Below are 26,094 nucleotides of genomic sequence, written 5' to 3' on the forward strand. Positions count from 1 at the left end.
GGGGAGGTTTCCGATCAGTTCGCCCTGACGCCCTCCGGCGGACCGAGATAACTCCCCGGAACCGTACCGCGCGAGATCACCAGCCGCTGGAACACCACGCCCGCGTCCACCCGCCACAGCCGCACCCGATGCGCGCCCGCCGAGGGCACGGACAGCAATGTCGTCAGTGAACGGACGTTATCCGCCACCGCCCTGTCCCATGCCTTCTCCGAGGCGTCGGGGATGGTGTTGACCACTACGGGCGGCGCGTCGTCGATCGACACCGCGAAACGGGGACCCGCCCCGCCCGTGACGTCCAGCCCCGGCGAGACCAGCACCGTCAGGTCCACCGGCCCGGCCTTCTCGAAGTCGACCAGATAGTCGAGCACCGCTCCCTTTCCGGGTTCGCTCGCCGCCGCCGTGGTCGGATAGCTGGTCACGCCCGACAGCGTGCGGCCAAGGTTCGGAATGACCTTCCAGGCGACGCCGTCGGCGGCCATCGCCCGCGTGTGATGTTCCGCCTCGATCGCCAGGGGCTGTCTCGCCTCGACGAAGGCCCCCCTGGCCGGACGCCGGCGCGGGTTGTCGACGACCGCCGTCACCACGACCTCGCGGCCGCCGCCGGCGATGCGGATCGGAACCCGATGCTCGCCCTTGGGCGCGCGGCCCCAGTCGACGGTCACCTCCAGCCGCTGGTCGCCGCCACGCACCGGGTGCGTCACCTTCAGCCAGGGGACCCCAGTCTTGACGGAGACGTTCACGGGCGTCGCGTCCCGCGCGAAGACGTCGATCCACCGGTAGTCCGCACCCCAGCGATGCAGTACCGGCAGATCCGCCCCGCCCTCGCCCACCGGCGCCTCGCGGCCCTCGACGGCGACGCCGAAGCCTTCGCCGACCGGCGCGGTCGCCAGGGCGGGCATCACATTCGTCTCCGGCTGCTGCCAGCCGGTGTAGCCGATGTGGGTCTGGCTCATCATGTGTCGCCACTTGCCGCCGGCCAGGTCCTCGTGGAACTGGCGGGTCAGCTCGGCGTCGCGGGCGAAGAGGGCCCTGGCGAGATCCGCCTGCTGCGCCGCCGCCGCCGCCCGCCCCTGCGCCGCGTAGAGCCGGTTACGGCCGACCGCCAGATAGAGCCGGGTCTGGTTGGCGCTGGCCATGATCGGGAACCAGACCAGCTGGAAGAAGGCGTCGTCCTGAGCCTTGGGCAACAGCGCGCGCACGGCGGCGGCGCGACGTTCCAGGGCGCCCCACTCGGCCTCCACCGCCTCGGCCTCGCCGAAGTTCACCAGGCTGAAGGTCGTCGCGTCGATCAGCTCGGGCTTCCGCCGTGCGTTCAGCAGGGTGTAGCCGTCCAGCAGCACCGCGATCTCTTTCGCGTCCTCGGTCCCGAACTGCGCGGCCGCCCAGTCGCGGGTATAGGTCGACAGCTTCTCGACCGGCATGGCGTCGGGGTTCCAGGCCAGGTCGAGGAAGAACTCGGTCGGCAGCTCCATCGGCTTGAGGTCGCCGACATTGACGATCCACAGCCGGTCGGCGCCGTGGTCATCGGCGCGCTTCATCTGCTCCCAGGTGCGCTCGATCTGGTTGGTGTTGAGCCACTTGTAGTTCCGCGGCCCGCCCACATAGTCGAAGTGATAGTAGACGCCGTAGCCGCCCGGCCGCGTCTCGCCGACCTTCGGCAGCCTGCGGATGTTGCCCCAGTTGTCGTCGGCGAACAGCAGGGTCACGTCGTCGGGCACGCGCATCCCGGCGTCGTAATAGTCCTGCACCTCCTTGTAGAGCGCCCAGACCTGGGGCGTGGCCGACGGGTCCTTGCCGGTGACTTCGCCAATGATCCGGCGCTGGTCGCCGACGATGGTTTCCAGCAGCCTGGTGGCGGTCCCTTGCGTCATCGGCTCGTCGCCGTCGCCGCGCATGCCGACCGTGACCAGGCTCTCGTTGGCGCCCATCCGCGCGATCCCCTCGCGCCAGAAGCGGCGCAGGGCCTGCGGGTTCTTCGAATAGTCCCACGGCCCCTGGCCGTAGCGCTCCCATTCCACGTGAGCCCGCATCATCGGTTCGTGGTGCGAGGTTCCGATGACCACGCCCATCTCGTCGGCCAGCACGGCGTTCAGCGGATCGTCGTCGTACAGCGCCTTGCCCCACATGGCCGGCCACAGGTAGTCGCCCTTCAGCCGCAACACGAGCTCGTAGACCTGCTCGTAGAAGGCGTGGTTGAAGCCGCCGAACGTGGCGTTGGCCCAGCCGTAGAGGGCCGGGTTCTCGTCGTTGAGGAAGATGCCCCGGTACTTGACCTTGGGCGCCTGCAGGTTGGCGCCCGGCGCCACCGAGAGGTCGCGGCGCACCGGCACCGGCACGTCGGCCCACCAGGTCCACGGCGACACGCCGGCCCGTTCGGAAAGGTCGTAAGCGCCGAAGATCGCACCGCGCTTGTCGGCCCCGGCGATCACCAGCGCGCGGGCCACGCCCGGACGCGGGTTGTCGACCACCTGCTGGACGAAGCCCTCCCAGCGGCCTTTCAGCGCCGAGACATCCAGCTTGCCCGAGGCGACAAGGGCGTCGATCTGGGCGCTGCGGCCCAGCGTGCCGACGATGACCAGCGGCGCGTCCTTGGCCGGCTGGGCGCCGCCGGAAAGCTTGGACAGATCCCCGCGCAGGCCCTGCACCGCGCGCAGCACGCCGGGCCAGTCGGCGACGTCGGCCTCGACCCGCGCGGGCTTGCCGCTGTCGATCAGCGGGAAGCCGCCAGCCACGGGGCGGTCCGACACCGCCGCGGCCGCCAGGGGCGCCGAACGCGCGGCGGTCGGCGCCGCCAGCGCCGCGGCGGCCGCCACGGCGGCGGCGAGCGCCAGCGCGGAGACGGCCGCGCGAAGTCCCGCGACGCCCTTGCTCACGGCGCGACCGCGATCTCGAACGGTCCCAGCGGCAGGCCGGCCATGTCGAAGACGTTGAAGGTCGGCGCGTCGGCCCAGGCGAACCGCACCTTGGCGGGGGTCATGCCGGCCGGAACGGCGATGCTCGCCCTGTCGCCCTCGACCCGGGCGTCGGCGAAGCGGCAGCCGGCCGCGTCGCACAGCTCGAAGCCGATGGCCCGGTCGGAACCGCGCGTGGCAAGCCGCTCGGCGACCTGTTCGAACCGCACCTCGATCACCTCGCCCACACGGCGAGCCGACACCGGCGACGGGCCGGTCGTCACGGCCTCGCCGGCCAGGCGCCGCGCGCCGCGCGCCAGGCGCTTGCCCACGTCCTGCTTGTTGGTCGGGTGGATGTCGGAGGGATCGCCGATGTCGGCAGTCACCGCCAGGGCGGCGCGGCCGTCCCGGGCCACGGCCAGGCGCTGGGCCTCGCGCACCTGGGGCCACCCGCTGTCTTCCGGCGCCAGCTGCGGCTTGCCATAGTTGGCCAGTTGCACCACCAGGGCCGGCATGTCGGGCGCCTGGCCCACGCGGCGCTCGCCGACGAGCTCGTGCAGCAGCGCCTGGTAGGTCTGGGCCCGGCCGGTGTTGCTCTCGCCCTGGTACCAGGCGAAGCCCTTGAAGGCGTACGGACCCATCGGCGCCAGCATGCCGTTGTAGAGGGTCGAGACCCCCGACAGCGTGTCCCACGGCGCGCGCGGCGGCTCGCCCGTGGTCTTGGGCTCGACCTGGTAGCGCCAGGCGGTCAGCGGGATCCGCGTCCCGTCGGCCAGCACCAGGGCGCGGGCGGTCTCGCCGTACATGCCGCCGTTGGCGTAGGTGTCGAGCGCCGAGACGACGATACGGTTGGCGCCGGCCTTCAGGGTCCCGGCCGCCACGGGGTAGACCCGCACCGTCCCCGCCCCCGAGGTCGAGCCGACCCCGACGCCGTTGACGAAGGTGGTGTCGACCTCGTCGACCATGCCGATCTCGAGGCTGGCCGCCCCCTTCGCCTGCGCCGCCGTCAGGGTGATCGAGGTCTCGAACCAGACCATGCCGTTGAAGTCGGCCAAGGCGGGCGCGCCCCAGGCTTCCCAGACGCCAAGGCCCTGCGGCGCGGGCGTCCAGTCGCCCAGGCCGTTCCACGGACCGCTGGCCGCGCCGTTGTGGCGCAGGCTCCACCAGGCCTTGATGGTCTCGCCCCAGCGGCGCTCGGCGGCGGGGCGGTCGCGGACCGACAGCTCCAGCGTGGCGATGTCGTTGTCGTAGTCGCCGGCCTTGCGCAGGGCGGCGGGGCTGAGCCAGGCCTCGATGGCCGAACCGCCCCACGAGGCGTGGACCAGGCCCAGCGGCGTCTTGTCGGTCTTCCGCAGCTCGCGGGCCATGTAGTAGCAGGCCGCCGAGAACGACCCGACGGCGTCGGGCTTGGCCGCCTTCCAGGCCGGCGGCTTGAGGAAGGTCTTGCGCGGCTCGCGGCTGTCGGCGTGGTCGACATAGGCCATGCGCAGGCCGTCGTCGTTGGCGGACCGGATCTCCGACCACGAGTTGTTGCCGCGCTCGACCGGCAGCTCCATGTTCGACTGACCCGAGCACAGCCAGACGTCGCCGACCAGCACGTCGCCGACGGTCTGGACCGCGCCCGAGGCGGCCTTGGCCTCCAGGATATAGGGGCCGCCCGCCGCCATCGCCGGCAGGTCGACGCGCCAGGCGCCGTCGGCCCCGGTGGTCGCCGTAGCCGTCTTGCCGCCGAAGCTGACGGTCACCGCCTCGCCCGGCCTGGCCGCGCCGAACACCGGCAGCGGCCGGCCGCGCTGCACCACCGCATGGTCGGCGAACAGGCCGTTCAGCAACGGAGCCTGGGCGGCGGCGGGCGTGGCCATCACGGCGGCCAGCAGGATCGGCGCGACACGGCGCATGCTGTCTACTCCCTAGTCCAAGACCCTCCCCCTCTGGGGGAGGTGGCCCGGAGGGCCGGAGGGGGGCCGTTTTCAGCCTCCGCGACCTTGGCCGCTTCGGCAACGACTTCCCCCTCAGTCGGCTTCGCCGACAGCTCCCCCTTCAGGGAGAGCGCCTTTACGCCACCGTCAGCTTCGCCGACTTCAGGTCGACCGAGTTCGGGCCGACCAGGATCGAGAAGTCGCCCGGCTCGACGACCCGCTTCATCTCCAGGTTCCACATCCACAGATCCGACGGCTTCACCTCGAAGCTCACCGTCTTCTTTTCGCCGGGCGCCAGGGCGACGCGCCTGAAGCGCTTCAGCTCCAGCACCGGACGGGTGACCGAGGCCGCCTCGTCGTGGACGTAGAGCTGCACCACCTCGTCTCCGGCGACCTTGCCGGTGTTGGTCACCTCCACCGAAACCGTCGTGCTCTCGCCCTGGCCGATGCGGGCCTTGGACAGGCGCGGCGCCGAGATGTCGAAGGTCGTGTAGGAAAGCCCGAAGCCGAACGGATAGAGCGGGCTGGTGGCGCGGTCGAACAGGTAGCCGCGGCGGGCCGTGGGCTTGCGGTTGTAGTAGATCGGCAGCTGGCCGACGTCGCGGGCGATGCTGACCGGCAGCTTGCCGCCCGGATTGGCGCGGCCGAACAGCACGTCGGCGGCGGCGTTGCCGGTCTCCTGGCCCAGGTACCAGCCCTCGACCAGGGCGTCGGCCTTTTCCGCCAGCAGGTTCACCGACAACGGCCGGCCGTTCAGCAGGAACACTACGGTCGGCTTGCCCAGGGCGAAGATCGCGCGGGCCAGGTCGTTCTGCTGGCCCACTAGGTCCAGGCTGTCGCGGTCGCCCAGGTGGTTGTCGGCCCAGGCCTCGCGGCTGGTCTGCTCGTTGTCGCCCAGCACCATGACCACGACGTCGGCCTTCTTCGCCACCTCGACGGCTTCGGCGATCAGCCTGGCGTTTACCGCCGGATCGACCAGCTTGACCTCGTCGGCGGCCCAGACGCGCTTTTCGGTGATCCGCACGGCCTCGGCGTAGTCGAGGGCGAACCCTTGCGCCTTGGCCTCGGCGGAGAGGCCTTCCAGCACCGAGACCACGTGGCGCGGCTCGTCGGAATAGCCGCCGATCGGGGTGTCCTTGGCGTGCGTGCCCAGCAGAGCCAGGCGCTTGATCTTCTTGCCGTCCAGCGGCAGCAGGCCCTTGTCGTTCTTCAGCAGCACCACCGCCTTGCGGGCCGCCTCGCGGGCCAGAGCGACGGCTTGCGGCGTGGCGGTCTTGGCGTCGGCGGTCTTTTCGTCCGCATACGGATTTTCGAACAACCCACCCTCGAACTTGATCTTCAGCACCCGCGCCACGGCCGCGTCGACGGCGGCCTCGGGGATGCGGCCCGCGCGCACCAGCTGGGGCAGCAGCACATAGGCCTCGCCGTCCGGCAGCTCGACGTCGACGCCGGCGTTCATGGCCATCACCGCGGTGTCGGCGAGCTGATCGGTCAGCTTGTGGCGGGTGATGATCTCCTTGATGGCGAAGTAGTCGCTCATCGTCGCGCCCTGGAAGCCCCACTCGCCGCGCAGGATGTCGGTCAGCAGCCAGCGGTTGGCGTGCGAGGGCACGCCGTCGATCTCGTTGTAGCTGGGCATGACCGAGCGCACCGGCAGCTCCTTCACCGCCCGTTCGAACGGCGGGAAGAAGTTCTCGCGCAGGGTGCGTTCGGCGATCTGGGCCGGGCCGACATTGGTGCCGTTCTCGGGCTGGCCGTGACCGGTCATGTGCTTGAGGGTGACGAACACCTTGTCGGGCGCCAGCGGCAGGGTCTTGCCCTGGAAGCCGCGGATCGCGGCCAGGCCCATCTCGGCGCAGACGTGCGGGTCCTCGCCGTAGGTCTCCTCGATGCGGCCCCAGCGCGGATCGCGGGCCACGTCGACCACGGGGGCCAGGGCGATGTTCGAGCCCCGGGCCCGCATCTCCTTGGCGGCGACCGAGAACACCTGCTCGACGAGGTCGGGATCGAAGGTCGAGGCCAGGGCGATCGACTGGGGAAAGCTCGTCGCGTCGCGGGCGACGTAGCCGTGCAGGGCCTCGTCGTGCATCAGCATCGGGATGCCCAGGCGCGTGCTTTCCATCGCCCACTTCTGGGCGGCGTTGACGTATTTGGCGGTCTGGGGCGCGTTGCGGCCCACCGAGCCGTCCTCGGCGCCGGCCGCGGCGTTGACCTCGGTGGCGGGCTTGAGGCCCCGGCGATCGGTCGGGCGCGAGATCTGGCCCAGACCGTTGGGGAAGTTCTTGGTCGCGGTCTCGGGCGAGAAGTCGCCCCCTGGCGTCTGGATCGCGGCCTTGGTCAGCCAGATGCCGATCAGCTGGGCGGCCTTCTCCTCCAGCGTCATCCGCGACAGCAGGTCCTTGACCCGCGCGTCGACCGGCTGGGAAGCGTCCTTGTAGAGCGCCTTGCCCTCTGTCGATTTGGGAGCGGCGCGGACCACGGGCGCCATGGCGGCGCCAAGAGCGGCCAAGCTTACGCCCAGCGTGCGGCGAGTAAGGGTGGTGGTCATCCTTGCGTTTCCCCAGCGTCTGTCACGGCGGCTTCGCGCCGTCTTGCCTGACACTATGAGAGAGCTTGTCTGACCACTCAAGCCCAATGTTACCGGTCACTTTTGTTTATTTCATGGGGGCCGTGGAAAGACGCAGGCCAAGCGCGCCAACCACCTTGAGTACGGTGACGAAGTGCGGATTTCCGTCCGTCGCCAGCGCCTTGTAGAGACTTTGACGCCCCAGCCCAGCCGCCTCAGCCACCTCGGTCATGCCCTTCGCACGGGCCAAAACGCCCAGCGCATCGGCGATGAAGGCCGCATCGCCGGTCGCCAGCGCCTCGTCCAGATAGGCCGCGGCGGCCTCTGGAGTTTCGATATAGACGGCCGGATCGAACGGCTGGGTTGCGATGCTCATGCCCTTCCTTCCTCGTTCGGCAGCTCGCGCGCCAGCATCTTGGCTCTCGCGATGTCACGGCCTTGCGCATCCTTGTCGCTGGCGCAGAGCACGATGACCAGCATCTCCCCCGTCGCACCACATAGACCCGATAACCAGGGCCGACATGGACGCGCAGTTCGCTGACGCCCTCCCCAACCGGCCGTGCGTCGCCAAACAGGCCGAACGCCAATTGGCGGATGCGCGCGGCGATCCTGGCCTTGGCCACAACATCGCGAAGGTCGGCCATCCAGCGCCGGAAGACCTCGGTCTCTCTGACCTCGACCATACTACACGTCTCCCATGGGAGACAATCGCGCATCAATGGAACAGCTCATGGCGTCGTCCTAACGCAAAAAGCGCTCCAGCCGAGAACCGAAGCGCCCTTCACATTAAGCGAACAAATTAGGAACTCAACTTAAAGCCCCCACTCACCCCTGCCAGGCGTCGACCACGCTCTCCAGCACGGTCAGCGGGGTGGGGCCGACCAGCAGGGCGGTGTCGTGGTACTTGCGGATGTCGAACCTGGCGCCGAGGCGCTGCCTGGTGCGCTCGCGCAGGGCCGCCCACACGGTGTGGCCCACCTTGTAGGAGCAGGCCTGGGCCGGGTTGGCGCAGTAGCGCTCGACCTCGCGGGTGATGCGGCCCTCATCGTCGCCGCCGGTCTCGACCATGTAGGCGATGGCCTTCTCGCGGCTCCAGCCCTTGGCGTGGATGCCGGTGTCGACCACGCAGCGCGAGGCGCGGAACAGGCGGGCCTGGTACATGCCCAGCAGGCCCAGGTCGTCCTTTTCGTAGAGCCCCATCTCCATGGCCACCTGCTCGGCATAAAGCGCCCAGCCCTCGGTGTTGGCCGAGAAGAACATGTTCTGGCGCAGGCGTGGCAGGCTGCCTTCGGCGGTCAGGGCCAGCTGGAAGTGATGGCCCGGCGCGGCCTCGTGATAGGTCAGGGTCGGCAGGGCGTAGCGCGGACGCTCGGCCGTGTCGCGCAGGTTGATGTAGAAGGCGCCCGGGCGCGAGCCGTCCAGCGGCGGACGCTCGTAGTAGCCGCCCGACGAGCCGGCCTCGGTGTAGGGCGGGATGCGGCGCACCTCGACCGGGATCTTCGGGGTGATCCCGAACCACTGCGGCAGCTTGGGCTGCATCTCGGCGATCAGGCGGTTGCAGTAGGCCAGGATCTGGGCGCGGCCCTCGTCGGTGTTGGGATAGCTCTCGCCCGGCAGGTCCTTCAGGGCCGCCATGCGCTGGCCGACCGAGCCTTGCGTGAAGCCGCGCTTCTTCAGGATCTCGTCCATGCGCGCCTGGATCTGCGCGCCCTCCTCAAGGCCCAGACGGTGGACCTCGTCGGGGGTCTTCTCGGTGGTCGTGTAGATGCGCAGCAGGGCGGCGTAGAAGGCCTCGCCGTCCTTGAATCGGTTCATGCCGGCCTCGTGCACGGCCTTGGCGCGCACGGCGGTCAGGGTCTCGATCTGGCGATCCAGCGCCGGGTGGATCTGGCCGGCCAGCAGGGCGGCGGCCTTGGCGTCGTAGTCGCCGAAGGCCTTGGCGCGGCGGGCCATCGAGGCCACCAGCACGTTCTTTTCCGGCGGCAGGGCGCGGAACTGCTTCAGCTGGCCGATGGCCTTGTCGAGGATGAAGTCGGACGGGATCACGCCCTTGCCGGCGTCGGCCCGCACCCGCTCGCTCTCCTGGTCGAGCACGCCGGCGAAACCGGCCATGCGCTCGAGATAGCTGTCGGCGTCGGCCGCCGACTTCACCTCGTGCTTGTTGTCCAGGAAGCTGGGGACCGACGAATAGCCGCCGTAGAACTGGGTGACCACGAACGGCCGCGACACCGCGCCGTAGTCGAAGCCCGAGGCCTTGTCGCGCGCGCCGTAATAGTAGGCGGCGGTGTCGTAATTGACCGCGTCCTCGCCGGTCAGGGCCTTGCGGTCGACGGCTTTCAGGCGCGCGAGACGCTGGCTTGGCTCCTTGCGCTCCTTCAGCCAGGCGGCGACCGAGCGGTCGCCCAGCCTAGTGCGGGCGCCGGCGTGGGCGCCGTTGTCGAGGCCCAGGTTGGTCGCCTGCTCGGGGCTCTCGGTCAGGTCCTCGTCGAAGAAGGCGTCGAACAGGGCGTAGAGCTTGGCCGCCTCGCCTTTCGGGGCCGCCATGGCGGGCAGGGCCGTGGAGACGGCGGCGGCGGTCGCGCCGGCTAGAAGCTGGCGCCTATCGAACTTGGTAGAGGCGAACTTGGTGAAATCGGACATGGGTTCTTCCAGGACAGGCGCGGCCGCGCGTCTGGGAGAACAAAGCCGTCCGGCGCCTCGCGGCCCCGGGCGCGGGACGGCTCTATGGCTTACTTGCGGGGCGCCAGGATGTCGTCCAGGCGCGCCGGCGTGCCGGCGACGCGCTCCAGGCGCGGGTAGCGCGGGCCGCCGCTGTAGTCGATCTTCACGGTGCGGTAGCGCGAACCTTCCTTGACCAGCAGCTCGACCGGAACACCGTTGGCGGTGGCCTTGACGGCCGCCTTCAGCTTGTCGGCGTCATAGGTGTCGCCGTTGACGGCCACCACGGTCAGGCCCTGGGTCAGGCCGGCCTTGAAGGCCGGGCCGTCCCACTGCACGTCGGTCAGGATCGCGTCCGAACCCACGGTCAGGCCGATCGAGTAGGACAGGTTAGTGTTCTTGGCGCGGGTCTCCGACGCCTTGAAGTACTCGGTCGGGGTGTCGGTATAGACCAGCTTGTAGCCGCCGCGCGCCAGGCCATCGAGCGGGGCCTTGGGGTTCACGCCCTCGATGCGGTCCTTCAGGAAGGTGGCCCAGTCGTTGGCCACCACGCCGTTCAGCGCCGCCACCACGTCGTCGAAGGTGTAGGTGTGCGAGACGTACGAGCCGTCGGCCACGCCGAAGAAGGCCTTGGCGAAGTCGTCGAGCGACTTCTTGCCGCCGGTCTTTTCGCGGATCAGCGTGTCGGCGTCGAGCCAGACCAGCTGGCCTTCGGAGTAGTAGTCCTCGCTGCGTTGGTACGACAGCCACGACAGCGGCTTGCGGCTGGCGATGATCGGGTCGTTGGTGGTGTCCTGCACCGGGCGCCAGTCGCGGCCCCGACGGTTGTCGTAGGTCGCCGCCGTCATGGCGATGGCGTCGAGCGTCTGCTCCTTGGTCAGCAGGGTCGAGCGCGACGACAGCACATAGCCCCAGTACTGGGTCTGGCCCTCGTACACCCACATCAGGCTGTCGCGCATCGGGGTGTTGAGCGTCGGCGTCCACAGGTCGGCGCCGCGGCGGAACTTGCCGTTCCACGAGTGGGTGAACTCGTGGGGCAGCAGGTCGCGGCCCACATAGGTCTTGTCCCACTCGGTGAAGTACTTGGGCGCGACGCGGTTCTCGCTCGACCGGTGGTGCTCCAGGCCGATGCCGCCCAGTTGGTCCGACAGGGCGACCAGGAAGTCGTAGTGATCGTAGTGGTGCGAGCCGTACAGCTTGTAGGCCTGCTGCACGAGGTTCTTGTGGGCCTGGATCTGCTCGGGCTTGAACTCCAGCAGCTCGGGCTTGTCGGCGATCATGTTCAGGCGCACCGGGACCTTGCCGCCCGGATCAAGCTCGACCGACTTGAAGTAGCGGCCGGCGAACATCGGCGAGTCCACCAGGGTCTCGACCGTGGTCGGCTTGAAGCTGGTGACCTGGCCTTGCGTCTTGGCGATCTCCAGGGCCGAGGCGAACTGGAAGCCTTCCGGCAGCTTGACGGTCGGCTCGATGGCGATGCGGCGCGTGAAGTGGCCGGCCGGATACATGGTCATCTGCAACCACTGCAGGTTCAGCATGTCCGGGGTCATGACCATGCGGCCGACCTTGGTCTCGACCGGCGACAGGAACTTGTAGGCGACGTTGAGCTCGGTCACGCCGGCGGGCACGTCGATGTGGAAGGCGTTGACCTCGACCACGTCGCGCTTCCACGGGATCGTCTGGCCATTGGCCGTGATCACCAGGCCCGCCAGCTTGTCGATGTCGTTGCGCGGCGAGTGGCCGCCCGGCACCCACTGCGGATAGTACAGGGTCATCGGACCCGGCTTGGCGACCGGCAGGGTCAGCTTGACGTCGAAGATCTTGCGCTCGAGGTCGGTGGCGTCGACATAGAGCTTCAGCACGCCCGGATAGGCTACGTCCTGCGGGGCGACGATCGGCGGCGTCGGCGCGGCCGGTTGCGGCAGGTAGTCCTGGGCGATAGCGGCGCCGCCCACGAGCGACAGAAGCGAGACCGAGAAGAAAAGCGCTTTCAAGAAACCACCCCAATGCAGCCCGCGAACGTCCCCTCGCGGTGAGAAGCCTGGATGTTTCTTTTGTTAGGGCCCGCTTGTCGAGACGAACTTGGCCGGACGGCGTTACGGCGGAGCCGACGCTCAGGCCTTCGCCAGCCGCCAGATCAACCGCAGCAGGAAATAGCCGGCCGCCGCCACCGCCAGCGCCGGCAGGGTGGCGCCCCACTGCGGCGCCAGGCGGCTGAAGCCCTGATAGGCCGCGATGCCGGCCGCCCAGGCCAGGAGGCCCGGCAGGTTCAGGCCCCAGGCGAAGGCGGCGGCCCGCGCCTGCCGGCGGCGCACGACGAAGTGGTCGGTCAGCAGCACGCCGAACAGCGGCGCGAACACCGAGCCGATCAGCAGCAGGAAGCCCTCGTAGCGGGCCAGCGGCGCGAAGAGGGCGATCAGGGTGCACAGCGCCCCGAAGGCCAGGGCTAGGTGCGCGGGCCGCGCCGGCGCCAGGGTGGCGGTCGAGACGGCGGCCGAATGGATGTCGGCGAAGGCGTTGTCGGTCTCGTCGACGACGATCAGCAGCAGCGCGATCCCGCCGCCCGCCGCGGCCAGGGCGGTCAGCAGCAGCCCCTCCCCGCTCCCCGCGGCCAGGGCGTAGCAGGCGCCCAGGCCCATGAACCAGATGTTGGCCAGCAGGTAGCCGGCCGCGCTGCCCCGGAACATCCGCCCCGGCGAGCGGCCGAAACGGGTATAGTCGGCGATCAGCGGCAGCCACGACAGCGGCATGGCCACGACCAGGTCGACGCCGGCGCCGAAGCTCGTCTCGCCCGTGCCGGCCTTGGCGAACAGCGCCGCCAGGTCGTGCTGCGACAGCAGCCGCCAGGTCAGCCAGCCCGCCCCGCCCAGCAGCAGCCACAGGCCCCAGGCGCGCAGGAACCGCCGCACGAACGACACCGGCCCCATGAAGGCCAGCCAGGTCGCCAGGGCGCCGAACAGCACCGTCCAGGCCAGCGGGTTGGAAAGTCCGAAGGCCTGCTTGGCCAGAGCGTCGGCGGCGTCGCGCATGGCGACGATCTCGAACGCGCCCCAGCCGACCAGCTGCACGGCGTTCAGCACCGCCGGCGCGGTCGCGCCACGCGCGCCGAGCGCCAGCCGCAGCGTGCCCATCGCCGAAAGCCCGGTGTCGGTCCCCACCACCCCGGCCGCCGCCAGCAGCAGGGCGCCCAGCACCGAACCGGTGACGATCGCCGCCAGCGCCATGCCCAGGCTCAGGCCCGGAACCAGGAACGCCCCGGCCTGCAGCACCAGCAGGCCGATGCCCAGGCTGAACCACAGAGAAAACGCGTCGCGCCCGCCGAACACCCGACGCTCGGCCGGAACGGGGGTCAGGGGATCATAGGTGTCGTCGAGCTGGGCCATGGCGGGGAGGCATAGCAGCTTGATCGACCAGCGCGAACGGCGGTTGACGGATCAATCCCCAAACGCTTCCCGGCCGCAGCCAAGCGGAGAGCCGGGACCCAGGCGCAACCGCGATGCGCCGGCCCCTGGGTCCCGGATAGCCTCTGCGAGGCTTCCGGGATGACGAGCCAATTGAGACTTGGGTGCTCCGCCCTAAGCCGGATCCAGCTCCGGATAGCGCCGGAAGACGCCCATCTCGTTGAACGGGATGCGCCGCTCCGAAGCCAGGTAGGCCGCGATCCTCGGCAGGTCGGCCACCCGGTCGCGCAGGGCGACGACCCTGGGAATGTCCGGCTCCAGCCGCGCCATGGCGTGAGGGAAGGCGTAGCGCAGCCCCTCGACGGCCTGGAACAGCGACAGGTCGGCATAGGATGCGGCGCCCCCGGCCAGCCAGGCGTCGCCACCCTCCAGCGCCCGCTCGAACCAGCCCATGAACTTGGGAATCCGCTGCTGGCGAAACTCTTCGGAACGCCGTGCGGCCTCGTCCTTCTGGTCCTCGTAATAAAGGCCCATACCGACCGGATGATGGGTGTCGTGGGCCTCGGCCACCAGGTCGGCGATGGTCAGCTGCAGTTGGTTGACCCAAAGCCGGCCGCTCTCGGCCGCCGGCGCCAGGTCATGCCGGGGTCCCAGATACAGCAGGATGTTGGCCGTCTGGCCAATCACCAGGTCGCCGTCGACCAGGAACGGCGGCGCGAAGGCCGCGCGCGGTCCGCCCAGCTCGGCCAGGTCGTCCATCAGGGCGTCCTCGCCGCCGCCCAGTTCCTCGGCAGCGCGGGCCACGTCGACATAGTCCGCGCCGGCCGCCTCGAGCGCCAGGCGGACGAACTCGCCGCGCCCCTGGATGCCCGGCCAATAATGCAGCTGATAGGTCATGCGCTCTGAACCGATCCGTGACCAAATGTTTCCAAGCGAGGCCGGATCGCGATCGGGCCTTGTAATTGCAAGTCGCTCTCAAGTATGGACGGCGGCACTGAAGCTCGTCCGTCCCGGAATCCCGTGAAAGCCGCCGCCGAACAGAACCGCCGCTCCTTCTGGCTGAAACAGTTGCACCAGTGGCACTGGATCAGCGCGGCGATCAGCCTGGTGGGCATGCTGCTGTTCGCGATCACCGGCTTCACGCTCAACCACGCCGGCTCGATCGAGGCCGAGCCCAAGGTCATCAGCAAGAAGGCGACCCTGCCGGCCGAACTGGTCGCCGAGCTGGCCTCGGGCCCGACCGAGGGCAAGCGCCCGCTGCCGATCAAGGTCGAGACCTGGCTCGACAAGGCCGTCGACGCCGACATCGCCCGCCGCCCGGGCGAATGGTCCGACGCCGAGGTCTACCTGGCCCTGGCCCGCCCCGGCGGCGACGCCTGGATCGCCATCGACCGCGAGACCGGCGCCGTCGAGCACGAAAAGACCACTCGCGGCTCGGTCAGCCTGCTCAACGACCTGCACAAGGGCCGCAACACAGGCAAGGCCTGGAGCTGGTTCATCGACATCTTCGCCGGCGCCTGCGTGATCTTCACCGTCACCGGCCTAATCCTCCTGCAGTTCCACGCCCGCGGGCGGCCGATGACCTGGCCGCTGACCGCCGCGGGGCTGGCCATTCCGCTCCTGATCATCATCCTGTTCGTCCACCTCTAGAGAAAGGCCGCCTTCCGTGAAGCGCACCGTCTCCCTGCTGACCTTCGCCGGCGCCGCCGTCGGCGCTCCGGCGATGGCCGCCGACCTCGCCGTCACCGTCGAGATCCCGCGCCTCTCGGTGGCCGAGTACCACAAGCCCTACGTGGCCATCTGGGTCGAGGCGCCCGACGCCACGGCCGCCGCTACCCTCGCCGTCTGGTACGACCCTGACTCCAAGGAGGACAAGGGCGAGAAGTGGCTCAAGGACATGCGCCAGTGGTGGCGCAAGGCCGGCCGCACCATGAGCTTCCCCGCCGACGGCATCTCGTCGGCTACCCGCGCGCCGGGCCCGCAGAAGCTGACCTTCAGCGGCGCCAAGAGCCAACTGTCGAAGCTGAAGCCGGGCGCCTACACCCTGGTGGTCGAGGCCGCCCGCGAGGTCGGCGGCCACGAGGCCGTGCGCGTGCCGTTCACCTGGGGCAAGCCCGGCAAGACCGCCTCCGCCAAGGGGACGGCCGAGCTCGGCGCCGTCTCGGTCACCGTCAAATAGGCAAGAGAGAAACGCCATGACCCTTCGCAAGCGCCTTCTCGCCCTCACGGCGGCCACCGTCGCCCTGACCCTGCCGCTGGCGGCCCACGCCCACCGCGCCTGGTTCGTGCCCTCGGCCACCGTTCTCTCGGGCGACGGCGCCTGGGTGACCGTCGACGCGGCCATCTCCAACGAGCTGTTCTACCCCGACCACCGCGCCATGCGCGTGGACGGCGTGGTCATCACCACCCCGGACGGCACGACCGAACCGCTGAAGAACGCCGCGACCGGCCAGTACCGCTCGGTGTTCGACGTCGAGCTGGCCAAGCCGGGCACCTACAAGATCGGCACCGCCTCCAACAGCGTGATGGCCAGCTGGACCGAGAACGGCGAGGTCAAGCGCTTCCGGGGTTCGGCCGACGACTTCGCCAAGCAGGTTCCGGCCGGCGCCGCCGACCTGAAGACGATCAAGAGCTTCAACCGCAACGAAACCTTCGTCACCCGCGGCGCGCCCACCGACACGGTGCTGAAGCCGACCGGCAAGGGCCTGGAGCTGGTTCCCGTCACCCACCCCAACGACGTGGTGGCCACCGAAGCGGCGACCTTCAAGTTCCTGATCGACGGCAAGCCCGCCGCCGACCTGGAAGTCACGATCGTGCCGGGCAATTCGCGCTATCGCGCCACCCCGGGCGAGATCAAGGTCAAGACCGGCGCCGACGGCGCGTTCAAGGTCACCCTGCCGGAAGCCGGCATGTACTGGCTGAACGCCAGCGTCCGCAGCGGCGAGACCGGCCGCGGCGGCATGGGCGGCCCTCCGGGCGGTCCGCAAGGCGGCCCCGGTGGTCCGGGCGGCGCTCCGCAAGGCGGCGCGCCTACGGCCCTGGCCGGCAACGGCTTCTCGGCCAGCTACACCGCCACGCTGGAAGCCCAGCGTCCGTAGGCTTTTCTCTCCCTTCCCCCTTTGATGGGGGAAGGGTCGGGGATGGGGGTGACACCGGTTCAGGACCTTGCTCCGCCGGGGTGACGTCCACCGCCGCTCCACCCCCAACCCTGCCCTTCCCCCATCAAGGGGGAAGGGAAGAGACTTGAATGACCCGCGTCCTCGTTCCCATGCTCAGTCAGCCGCCGGCCCGGCCGGTGGGCGGGGTCGTGCGCGGGTTCGACGGCGCGACCATGGGCACGACCTGGTCGGTCAAGACCGTCCTGCCCGTCACCACCGACCTTGCCGCCATGACCGCCATGGTCCAGCGCGCGCTGGACGAGGTGGTGGCGCAGATGAGCGCCTGGGACCCGATGTCGGCCCTGTCGCGCTTCAACCGGTCCGCGCCCGGGACCTGGACCGCCCTGCCCGCCGGCTTCGCGACCGTACTGCGCCGCGCCCTCGAGGTGGCCGAAGACAGCGCCGGCGCCTTCGACCCGACCCTGGGCGCGATCACCGACCTCTGGGGCTTTGGCCCCCGCCCGTTCTCCGGCGAGCCGCCGCGCGCCGACGCTCTGGACGCCGCCCGCGCGCCCATGGGCTGGCGCCGCGTGACGCTGGACGGCGACGCGCTGTTCCAGCCGGGGGGGCTCCACATCGACCTCAACGGCATCGCCAAGGGCTTCGGCGTCGACGAGGCCGCCCGCGCCCTCGACCGCGCCGGCGTGCGCTCCTACCTCGTCGAGGTCGGCGGCGAACTGCGCGGCACGGGCGCCAAGCCCGACGGCCAGCCCTGGTGGGTCGAGCTGGAGCGCCCGCCGGTCGCTTCGGCCAATGACGAAGCCGCCCCGCGCACGGTGCTGGCCCTGCACGGCCTGTCGGTGGCGACCTCGGGCGACTACCGCCGCTTCTTCGACCATGCGGGCAGGCGCTACGCCCACACGCTGGACCCCGCCTCGGGGCTCCCCTGCGACGCCGGCGTGGTCAGCGTCACCGTCATCCATCCCGAGTGCATGACCGCCGACGCCCTGGCCACCGCCCTGACCGTCATGGGCCCCGACGCCGCCATCGCCTTCGCCACGGCCCGCGATCTGCCCGCCCTGGTGGTCACGCGCGGTCCGAACGGCCTTTCCGAGCGCCTGTCGCCGGCCCTGCAGGCGATGCTCGACGAATGATCGACCTGATCTCCAGCCTGCCGCCGGACACGCGCCGCCTGGCCCTGGCCGCCATCGTCGTCGGCCTCTACGTGCTGCTGTGCGCCGGGATCGCGCTGAAGGTCGCCCTGCGCAAGAGGAAGGCCGCCCGCGAGGAGGCCGCCCTGGCCGCCGGCGCCGGCGAGCCGGTGCTGGTCGCCTTCGCCAGCCAGACCGGTTTCGCCGAAGAACTGGCCATGGCCACGGCCAAGGCGCTGCAGGCGGCAGGCCTGCCGGTGCGCCTGCGCGAACTGGCCGCCGTCGAGCCCGCCGACCTGACGGGGCGCGCCCTCTTCATCGTCAGCACCACAGGCGAGGGCGACGCGCCCGACAACGCCCGCCGCTTCATCCGCGACGTGATGGCCACCGAGCCCGACCTGTCGGGCCTGAGCTACGCCGTGCTGGCCCTGGGCGACACGACCTACGCCCAGTACTGCGCCTTCGGCCGCTCGCTTGACGCCTGGCTGGCCCGCAACGGCGGATCGCGCCTGTTCGACACGGTCGAGGTCGACGATGGCGAAGCCGCCGCCCTGCGCCACTGGCAGTCGCAGCTTTCGGTGCTGACCGGCTCGACCGACGCCCCCGACTGGAGCCGCCCGGCCTATGGCCGCTGGACCCTGGCCGATCGTCGCCTGCTCAACCCCGGCTCGGCCGGCGAAGGCGCCTTTCACGTGCGCCTCGAACCGCTGGACGGCGGGCTCGACTGGCAGGCCGGCGACATCGTCGAGATCGGCCCCCGCAACGCCGTAGCCGAGGTCGCCGACCTGCTCGCGCGCCTGTCGCTGGACGCGGCCGCGCCGGTGAAGGCCGACGAGGCCGCCACGCTGGGCGAGACCCTGTCCTGGCGGCGGCTGCCGCACGAGGACGCGGCGATCAAGGCTTTGGCCGGAACCGCGCCCCAGGCCCTGGTCGACGCCCTGCCCGCCCTGCCTCACCGCGAATATTCGATCGCCTCGCTGCCGGCCGACGGCGGGGTCGAGCTGATCGTGCGCCTGATGCGCCGCGCCGACGGCAAGCCGGGCCTGGGCTCGGGTTGGCTGGTCGAGCACGCGCCGGTGGGCGGCGAAATCGCCGGCCGCGTACGCTCCAACCGCAGCTTCCACGCCCCGCAGAACGACCGCCCGATGATCCTGATCGGCGCCGGCACGGGCCTGGCGGGCCTGCGCAGCCACCTGAAGGCCCGCCAGGCCCTGGGCCGCAAGCGCAACTGGCTGCTGTTCGGCGAGCGCGCCTCGGCCCACGACTTCTTCCATCGCGACGAGCTCGAGGCCTGGGTCGCGTCGGGCGTGCTCGAACGCCTGGACCTGGCCTTCTCCCGCGACCAGGCCGACAAGGTCTATGTCCAGCACCGCCTGCGGGCGGCCGCCGACGAAGTGCGGGCCTGGGTGGCGCAAGGCGCGGCGATCTATGTCTGCGGCTCGCTGGAAGGCATGTCGCGCGAGGTGCACGCGGTGCTCGCCGAGATCCTCGGCGCGGCGGCGCTGGAGGATCTGGCGGATCAGGGCCGGTATCGGCGGGATGTGTACTGAGGCGGCGCAGCCCCTCACCCTCCCACGCCTCCGGCGCGGGCCCCTCCCTCTCCCCATGGGAGAGGTGTTTTTCAAGCGAGCCGCCCCCTCTTCAACCTCTCCCAGCGGGAGAGGGAGGGACCCATTGCGCAGCAATGGGAGGGTGAGGGGCTACGGCGCCAGCCGATCACGCTCCTGCGGCGTATTCGCCCCCAGGATCCGCGCCCTCGCCTCATCGGCGCACGGCAGCACAGCCAAACCCGCCCGCTCGACCAGCCGCCGCAGGGGCCACCCCGCCAGCGCCCCTTCCGGGATCGCCTCCAGGGGCAGCACCATAGGCACCGGCGACACCTCGAACGTCGCGCCCGCCTCCGCCCCCAGCAGCGGCGCCAGATCCTCGACCGTCAGGGTCGGCGCGTCGACCGCCAGCACCAGCGCCCGCGCGCAGCCTCGCGCCCGCAGCGCCGCGGCGCCGGCCAGAACCCCGCCGACCGGGCCGGCGCCGTCTTGCGGATCGGGAACCCAGTCCAGCCCATAGTCGCGCCCGGCGGTCAGCACCACCTGCGCCCCGGCCGCCTCGGCCAGGGCCGCCACGCGATCGACGGCGCGCAGGCCGCCCCAGTCCAGCAAGGCCTTGTCCTGGCCCATCCGGGTCGAGCCGCCGCCGCAGAGAATGATGGCGCCCAGGCGGGCTTCGCGCGTGTTCATGCCCCCTTCCCTACGCCCGGCGAGCAGGCTCGACCAAGGCCCCGCTTCCCCCTTGCGCGAGAAACGGTCTAGACTCGCCCAAAAGGGACGGACTTCTCAGTATGAACGAACGCACCGAGCGCACCCGGCGGCGCAGCAGCCAGAGCGCGACGATCCGCGACGTCGCGGCCCGCGCCGGCGTGTCGCCGATGACCGTCTCGCGGGTCATCAACCGCGAGGCCACCGTCAAGGAAGAGACGCGGGCGCTGGTCGAGCAGGCCATCGCCGAGCTGAACTACGCCCCCAATCCGGCCGCCCGCAGCCTGGCCGGCAGCGCCCCGTTCCGCATCGGCCTGCTCTACGACAACCCCTCGACCGGCTACCTGTCGGAGTTCCTGGTCGGGGCGCTCGACGAGAGCAGCCGCACCGGCTCGCAGATCGTCATCGAGAAATGCGCCGAGCCGGAACTGGCCGGCGCCACCCTGGCCCGTCTGCTGAAGACCGGCGTCGACGGGCTGATCCTGCCGCCGCCGCTGTGCGAATCCCAGACCGTGCTGGCCGAGGTGAAGGCCGCCGGCGCGGCCGCCGTGGCCGTCGCGCCCGGCATGGCCAGCAGCGACATGGCCACGATCCGCATCGACAACGAGGCCGCCGCCTTCGAGCTGACCCAGCACCTGCTGAGCCTGGGGCACAAGCGCTTCGGCTTCATCAAGGGCCACCCCAACCAGACGGTCAGCCAGCAGCGGATGGACGGCTTCATGACCGCCCTCAAGGCCGCCGGCATCCCGCAGGAGGACGTCCGCGTCGAGCAGGGCTACTTCACCTATCGCTCGGGCCTGGAGGCGGCCGAGCGGCTGCTGAACGCCAAGGACCGGCCCACCGCCGTCTTCGCCGCCAACGACGACATGGCCGCCGCCACGGCGGGCCTGGCCCACCGCCTGGGGCTGGACGTGCCAGGCGACGTCTCGATCGTCGGCTTCGACGACACCTCGATCGCCGCCAACATCTGGCCGGCCCTGACCACCGTCCACCAGCCCATCGCCGCCATGGCCCGCGCCGCCGTCGACCTGGTGCTGGAAGAGATCCGCCGCCACCGCGACGGCACGGGCGAGCCTCGCCAGCTGATGCATCCGCACACCCTGATCGTGCGGGATTCGGCGGGTCCGGCGCCGACCTAGATCACTCCTCCCCCGAGAAACGGGGAGGTGGCGCGGTGCGGATACGCGCCGTGACGGAGGGGGCGAGTGACGGAGCGCGGTGCGCGCCGCCGCCCCCTCCACCGCTTCGCGGTCCCCCTCCCCCGTTTCACGGGGGAGGAGAAGCGTCAGCGCTTCTGCCAGTCCTCGCAGAACAGTTGTCAGACAACTCCCTTGCGCCCCTCCACATGTTAGCGCTAACAAGTCGGGGAGTTACGAAGCGTGGCGGGCGGTGTCGAAGATCCGCTCGCGCGATAGGGAGAAAACGCGGTGGGCGTGACGCAATACCTTCCCGAGGACTGGCGGGAAGCGACCCTTCTGGGCCGCATCGACTTCGGCCAGGGCCCGACGCCCGTGCTGATCCGCGGCGGCCACGTCGAGGACGTCAGCCGCATCGCCCCCACCGTCGCCGACCTGATGAACGCCTACGCCCCGGGCGCGACGATCCCGCGCGGCGACGACAAGGGTCCGCTCGAAAAGCTCGACCTGCGCCCGGTCTGGGACGATCCGCAGGGCGCCGCGCCCGCCAAGCTGCTGGCCCCCGTCGATCTGCAATGCCTGAAGGCCGCCGGCGTCACCTTCGCCGTCTCGACCCTCGAGCGGGTGATCGAGGAACGCGCCCGCGGCGACGCCGCAGCCGCCCTGAAGATCCGCGAGCAGCTGTCCGAGAGCATGGGCGGCGACCTGCGCGGCGTGAACCCGGGTTCGGAAGGCGCCGAGCGCCTGAAGCAGACCCTGATCAAGGACGGCCTGTGGTCGCAGTATCTCGAGGTCGCCATCGGCCCCGACGCCGAGATCTTCACCAAGGGCCCGACGCTGTCGTCGATGGGCTGGGGCGACCAGGTCGGCGTCCGCAGCGACAGCCACTGGAACAACCCCGAGCCCGAAGTCGTGCTGCTGTGCGACGGTTCGGGCCAGATCCGCGGCGCGTCGCTCGGCAACGACGTCAACCTGCGCGACTTCGAGGGCCGCTCGGCCCTGCTGCTCAGCAAGGCCAAGGACAACAACGCCTCCTGCTCGATCGGCCCGTTCTTCCGCCTGTTCGACGACGCCTTCTCGCTGGACGACGTCCGCTCGGCCGAGGTCGAGCTGAAGATCACCGGCCGCGACAACTTCGTGCTCGACGGCAAGTCGAACATGAGCCTGATCAGCCGCGATCCCGCCGTGCTGGCCGGCCAGGCCTTCGGCAAGCAGCACCAGTATCCGGACGGCTTCGTGCTGTTCCTGGGCACGATGTTCGCCCCGATCCAGGACCGCGACGCCGCCGGCCAGGGCTTCACCCACAAGGTCGGCGACCGCGTCCGTGTCTCCACCCCGAAACTCGGCGTGCTCGAGAACGAGGTGACCACCTGCGACCAGGCCAAGCCCTGGACCTTCGGCATCTCGGCCCTGATCCGCAACCTGGCCGGCCGCGGCCTGCTGTGACCCTCGTTTCCTCTTTCCAGGCTTAAGCGCATGTCCTCCGCCATCTATCCCAGCCTCCAGGGCAAGCGCGTCGTCGTCACCGGCGGCGGCTCCGGCATCGGCGCCGGCATCACCACAGCCTTCGCTCGCCAGGGCGCCGAGGTGATCTTCGTCGACATCGCCGCCGAGGACTCGCAAGCCCTGGTCGCCGACCTTTCGGACGCCGCGATCAAGCCGGTGTTCAAGCAGGTCGACCTGACCGACCTGGAGGCCGTGAAGGCCTTCTTCGCCGAGACCGGCCCCATCGACGTGCTGGTCAACAACGCCGGCAACGACGACCGTCACAGCCTGGCCGACGTGACCCCGGCCTACTGGGACAACCGCATGAACGTGAACCTGCGTCACATGCTGTTCTGCGCCCAGGCCGCGGCCCCGGGCATGAAGGCGCGCGGCGGCGGCGCGATCATCAACTTCGGCTCGATCAGCTGGCACCTGGGCCTGGAGGACCTCGTCCTCTACGAAACCGCCAAGGCCGGCATCGAGGGCATGACCCGCGCCCTGGCCCGCGAACTGGGTCCCGACGACATCCGCGTCACCTGCGTGGTGCCGGGCAACGTCAAGACCAAGCGCCAGGAGAAGTGGTACACGCCGGAAGGCGAGGCCGAGATCGTCAAGGCCCAGGCCGTCAAGGGCCGCATCCTGCCGGCCAACGTGGCTTCGCTGGTGCTGTTCCTGGCCTCGGACGACGGCAGCCTGTGCACCGGCCACGAATACTGGATCGACGCCGGCTGGCGATAAGATAGGTCGGCGAAGGACCCCCTCCGGCCCTCCGGGCCACCTCCCCCAGAGGGGGAGGATCTAGGAGCGCCGCGCCAAGAAAATGCTCCCCTCTGGGGGAGCTGTCGCGGAGCGACTGAGGGGGCCAGCGCCGTAGAGGGAGACGAAGCGCTATGACTGCCCCCACCTGCGTCTGGGACCTGAAGGCCACGCTCGGCGAAGGGCCGATCTGGCATGGCGACGCCGTCTGGTTCGTCGACATCAAGGGCCACAGGGTCCACCGCTACGCCCCCGCCACCGGCGAGACCTCCAGCTGGGACGCCCCCGACCAGGTGACCTTCGTCGCCCCGCGGGTCGGCGGCGGCTTCGTCGCCGGCCTCAAGAGCGGCCTGCACCACTTCACGCCGGAGATGGGCTTCACCTTCATCTCGGAGATCGAGGACGCCGGCCTCGACAACCGCCCCAACGACTCCACGGTCGACGCCCTGGGCCGACTGTGGTTCGGCACCATGCACGACGGCGAGGAAGCCGACAGCGGCGCGCTCTATCGGCTTGAGGCCGACGGCTCGCTCACGCTGCACGACGCCGGGATCTGCATCACCAACGGCCCGGCGGTCAGCCCGGACGGCAAGACGTTCTACCACACCGACACCCTCGGGAAGGTGATCTGGGCCTTCGACATTGGCGCCGAGGGATCCCTGTCGAACAAGCGCGAATTCTTCCGCCTCGCGATCGAAGACGCCTGGCCCGACGGCTCGGTGGTCGACGCCGAGGGCTTCGTCTGGACGGCCCTGTGGGGCGGCCGCGGCGCGATCCGCATCTCGCCGGAAGGCCAGATCGTCCAGCGCGTCGAACTGCCGGCCATCAACGTCACCAAGCCGTGTTTTGGCGGACCGGACCTGAAGACCCTCTACTTCACCACCGCCCGCAAGGGGCTGAGCGACGAGCAGCTCGCCGCCGCCCCGCTGTGCGGCGGCCTGTTCGCCCTGCCCGTCGACGTCGCCGGGCAGCCGCAATACGAGGTGCGCCTTGACCTCCGCTGACCGCATCCCCCGCCGGTTCCGCTCGCGCGACTGGTTCGACAACCCCGACCACATCGACATGACCGCGCTCTATCTGGAGCGCTTCATGAACTACGGGATCACCCCGGAAGAGCTGCGCAGCGGCAAGCCGATCATCGGCATCGCCCAGACCGGCAGCGACATCTCGCCGTGCAACCGCATCCATCTGGACCTCGTCGCCCGGGTCCGGGACGGGATCCGCGACGCCGGCGGGATTCCGATGGAATTCCCGGTCCACCCGATCTTCGAGAACTGCCGTCGCCCGACCGCGGCGCTGGATCGCAACCTGTCTTACCTGGGCCTCGTGGAGACCCTGCACGGCTATCCGATCGACGCGGTGGTCCTGACCACCGGCTGCGACAAGACCACGCCCGCCGGCATCATGGCCGCCACCACGGTCAACATCCCGGCCATCGTGCTGTCGGGCGGGCCGATGCTGGACGGCTGGCACGAGGGCGAGCTGGTCGGCTCGGGCACGGTGATTTGGCGCTCGCGGCGCAAGCTGGCGGCCGGCGAGATCGACGAGGCCGAGTTCATCGAGCGCGCCGCCTCTTCCGCGCCCTCGGCCGGCCACTGCAACACCATGGGCACGGCCTCGACCATGAACGCGGTGGCCGAGGCGCTGGGCCTGTCGCTGACCGGCTGCGCGGCGATCCCCGCCCCCTACCGCGAGCGCGGCCAGATGGCCTATCGCACCGGCCAGCGGATCGTCGACCTGGCCTACGAGGACATCAAGCCCAAGGACATCCTGACCAAGCAGGCCTTCGAGAACGCCATCGCCCTGGTGGCGGCGGCCGGCGGCTCGACCAACGCCCAGCCGCACATCGCGGCCATGGCGCGCCACGCCGGGCTCGAAATCACGGCCGACGACTGGCGGGCGGCCTACGACATCCCGCTGATCGTCAACATGCAGCCGGCCGGCAAGTATCTGGGCGAGCGCTTCCACCGGGCCGGGGGCGCGCCGGCGGTGCTGTGGGAGCTCTTGCAGCAGGGCCGCCTGCACGGCGACGTCCTGACCGTCACCGGCAAGACCATGGGCGAGAACCTGCAAGGGCGCGAGACGTCCGACCGCGAGGTGATCTTTCCCTACGCCGAGCCCCTGGCCGAGAAGGCCGGCTTCCTGGTGCTGAAGGGCAACCTGTTCGACTTCGCGATCATGAAGGCCAGCGTCATCGGCGCCGACTTCCGCGAGCGCTACCTGTCGACGCCGGGCCAGGAAGGCGTGTTCGAGGCCCGCGCCATCGTGTTCGACGGCTCGGACGACTATCACCACCGCATCAACGACCCGGCCCTGAACATCGACGAGAGTTGCATTCTCGTCATCCGCGGCGCGGGTCCGATCGGCTGGCCGGGCTCGGCCGAGGTGGTCAACATGCAGCCGCCAGACCACCTGCTGAAGAAGGGGATCATGAGCCTGCCCACCCTGGGCGACGGCCGCCAGTCGGGCACCGCCGACAGCCCCTCGATCCTCAACGCCTCGCCGGAAAGCGCCATCGGCGGCGGACTGTCGTGGCTGCGCACCGGCGACGTGATCCGCATCGACATCAACACCGGCCGCTGCGACGCGCTTGTGGACGAAGCGGTGATCGCCGAGCGCCGCAAGGAAGGAATCCCCGCCGTGCCGGAGACCATGACCCCCTGGCAGGAGATCTACCGCGCCCACACCGGCCAGCTGGAGACCGGCGGGGTGCTGGAATTCGCCGTCAAGTACCAGGACCTGGCGGCCAAGCTGCCCAGGCACAATCACTGACCTAGA

At 70.3% G+C, this 26,094-nt stretch carries 19 protein-coding genes and 3 pseudogenes; 11 read left to right on the plus strand and 11 right to left on the minus strand.

Going from position 1 to position 26,094, the window contains the following annotated elements; translation table 11 throughout:
- Positions 1-14: 14 nt before the first annotated feature.
- The 8 genes and pseudogenes from C1707_RS01145 to cytX form a co-directional block, all read right to left on the minus strand.
- Positions 15-2,873 carry a glycosyl hydrolase 115 family protein gene (locus tag C1707_RS01145; RefSeq protein ID WP_123170700.1) on the minus strand — a complete coding sequence of 953 codons (2,859 nt, stop codon included), beginning with the start codon at positions 2,871-2,873 and terminating at the stop codon, positions 15-17.
- A complete protein-coding gene (locus C1707_RS01150; RefSeq protein ID WP_101712832.1) occupies positions 2,870-4,789 on the minus strand; it encodes a sialate O-acetylesterase in 1,920 nt (639 codons plus the stop codon). Before C1707_RS01150 ends, C1707_RS01145 begins: the two co-directional genes overlap by 4 nt.
- Positions 4,790-4,946: 157 nt before the next feature.
- Positions 4,947-7,358, minus strand: coding sequence for a glycoside hydrolase family 3 N-terminal domain-containing protein (locus C1707_RS01155; RefSeq protein WP_101712833.1), 2,412 nt, complete (start codon positions 7,356-7,358; stop codon positions 4,947-4,949).
- A gap of 106 nt (positions 7,359-7,464) precedes the next feature.
- Positions 7,465-7,752: an addiction module antidote protein gene (locus tag C1707_RS01160; RefSeq protein ID WP_101712834.1), complete on the minus strand. Its 288-nt coding sequence runs from the start codon at positions 7,750-7,752 to the stop codon at positions 7,465-7,467.
- Between the two features lie 163 nt (positions 7,753-7,915).
- A pseudogene (locus tag C1707_RS27060) lies at positions 7,916-8,092 on the minus strand (hypothetical protein); the annotation flags it as partial.
- 109 nt (positions 8,093-8,201) lie between these two features.
- Positions 8,202-10,016, minus strand: coding sequence for a DUF885 domain-containing protein (locus C1707_RS01170; protein ID WP_101712835.1), 1,815 nt, complete (start codon positions 10,014-10,016; stop codon positions 8,202-8,204).
- 89 nt (positions 10,017-10,105) lie between these two features.
- Entirely contained in the window at positions 10,106-12,028 is a 1,923-nt protein-coding gene (locus tag C1707_RS01175; RefSeq protein WP_101712836.1) for a M61 family metallopeptidase, read from the minus strand.
- 120 nt (positions 12,029-12,148) lie between these two features.
- Positions 12,149-13,417 carry a putative hydroxymethylpyrimidine transporter CytX gene (gene cytX, locus C1707_RS01180; protein ID WP_101712837.1) on the minus strand — a complete coding sequence of 423 codons (1,269 nt, stop codon included), beginning with the start codon at positions 13,415-13,417 and terminating at the stop codon, positions 12,149-12,151.
- A gap of 68 nt (positions 13,418-13,485) precedes the next feature.
- On the opposite strand from cytX, the pseudogene C1707_RS26525 reads away from it, so the two are divergent.
- Positions 13,486-13,554: pseudogene (locus tag C1707_RS26525) on the plus strand (hypothetical protein); the annotation flags it as partial.
- A gap of 55 nt (positions 13,555-13,609) precedes the next feature.
- Here the strand turns inward: C1707_RS26525 and C1707_RS01185 are convergent.
- A complete protein-coding gene (locus C1707_RS01185) occupies positions 13,610-14,332 on the minus strand; it encodes a glutathione S-transferase (RefSeq protein ID WP_101712838.1) in 723 nt (240 codons plus the stop codon).
- Positions 14,333-14,455: 123 nt separating this feature from the next.
- On the opposite strand from C1707_RS01185, the gene C1707_RS01190 reads away from it, so the two are divergent.
- The 5 genes from C1707_RS01190 (at position 14,456) to C1707_RS01210 (ending at position 19,234) form a co-directional block, all read left to right on the plus strand.
- Positions 14,456-15,085 carry a PepSY-associated TM helix domain-containing protein gene (locus C1707_RS01190; RefSeq protein WP_101712839.1) on the plus strand — a complete coding sequence of 210 codons (630 nt, stop codon included), beginning with the start codon at positions 14,456-14,458 and terminating at the stop codon, positions 15,083-15,085.
- A gap of 16 nt (positions 15,086-15,101) precedes the next feature.
- Positions 15,102-15,614, plus strand: a complete 513-nt coding sequence (locus C1707_RS01195; protein ID WP_101712840.1) for a DUF2271 domain-containing protein — start codon at positions 15,102-15,104, stop codon at positions 15,612-15,614.
- Positions 15,615-15,630: 16 nt separating this feature from the next.
- Positions 15,631-16,533: a DUF4198 domain-containing protein gene (locus C1707_RS01200; protein WP_101712841.1), complete on the plus strand. Its 903-nt coding sequence runs from the start codon at positions 15,631-15,633 to the stop codon at positions 16,531-16,533.
- Positions 16,534-16,682: 149 nt separating this feature from the next.
- Positions 16,683-17,687 (plus strand): FAD:protein FMN transferase, encoded by a 1,005-nt coding sequence (locus tag C1707_RS01205; RefSeq protein ID WP_101712842.1) that lies wholly within the window; start codon positions 16,683-16,685, stop codon positions 17,685-17,687.
- Positions 17,684-19,234, plus strand: a complete 1,551-nt coding sequence (locus C1707_RS01210) for a flavodoxin domain-containing protein (protein WP_101712843.1) — start codon at positions 17,684-17,686, stop codon at positions 19,232-19,234. Before C1707_RS01205 ends, C1707_RS01210 begins: the two co-directional genes overlap by 4 nt.
- Before the next feature lie 150 nt (positions 19,235-19,384).
- On the opposite strand, the gene mobA is transcribed toward C1707_RS01210, so the two are convergent.
- Positions 19,385-19,921, minus strand: a complete 537-nt coding sequence (gene mobA / locus C1707_RS01215) for a molybdenum cofactor guanylyltransferase (RefSeq protein ID WP_101712844.1) — start codon at positions 19,919-19,921, stop codon at positions 19,385-19,387.
- Positions 19,922-20,022: 101 nt separating this feature from the next.
- Between mobA and C1707_RS01220 the strand changes: the two genes are divergently transcribed.
- On the plus strand, positions 20,023-21,078 hold the full coding sequence (locus C1707_RS01220; protein WP_101712845.1) for a LacI family DNA-binding transcriptional regulator: 1,056 nt from the start codon (positions 20,023-20,025) through the stop codon (positions 21,076-21,078).
- A gap of 21 nt (positions 21,079-21,099) precedes the next feature.
- On the opposite strand, the pseudogene C1707_RS01225 reads toward C1707_RS01220, so the two are convergent.
- Positions 21,100-21,228: pseudogene (locus tag C1707_RS01225) on the minus strand (hypothetical protein); the annotation flags it as partial.
- A gap of 138 nt (positions 21,229-21,366) precedes the next feature.
- Between C1707_RS01225 and C1707_RS01230 the strand changes: the two are divergent.
- The 4 genes from C1707_RS01230 (at position 21,367) to xylD (ending at position 26,088) form a co-directional block, all read left to right on the plus strand.
- Entirely contained in the window at positions 21,367-22,521 is a 1,155-nt protein-coding gene (locus C1707_RS01230) for a fumarylacetoacetate hydrolase family protein (RefSeq protein WP_101712846.1), read from the plus strand.
- A gap of 30 nt (positions 22,522-22,551) precedes the next feature.
- Positions 22,552-23,298, plus strand: a complete 747-nt coding sequence (gene xylB / locus C1707_RS01235) for a D-xylose 1-dehydrogenase (RefSeq protein WP_101712847.1) — start codon at positions 22,552-22,554, stop codon at positions 23,296-23,298.
- Between the two features lie 152 nt (positions 23,299-23,450).
- Positions 23,451-24,320 carry a D-xylonolactone lactonase gene (gene xylC / locus C1707_RS01240; RefSeq protein ID WP_101712848.1) on the plus strand — a complete coding sequence of 290 codons (870 nt, stop codon included), beginning with the start codon at positions 23,451-23,453 and terminating at the stop codon, positions 24,318-24,320.
- A complete protein-coding gene (gene xylD, locus C1707_RS01245; RefSeq protein WP_101712849.1) occupies positions 24,307-26,088 on the plus strand; it encodes a xylonate dehydratase XylD in 1,782 nt (593 codons plus the stop codon). Before xylC ends, xylD begins: the two co-directional genes overlap by 14 nt.
- The last annotated feature ends 6 nt before the right edge of the window (positions 26,089-26,094 follow it).

Origin of the sequence: Caulobacter flavus (assembly GCF_003722335.1) — a bacterium.
GTDB classification, from domain to species: domain Bacteria; phylum Pseudomonadota; class Alphaproteobacteria; order Caulobacterales; family Caulobacteraceae; genus Caulobacter; species Caulobacter flavus.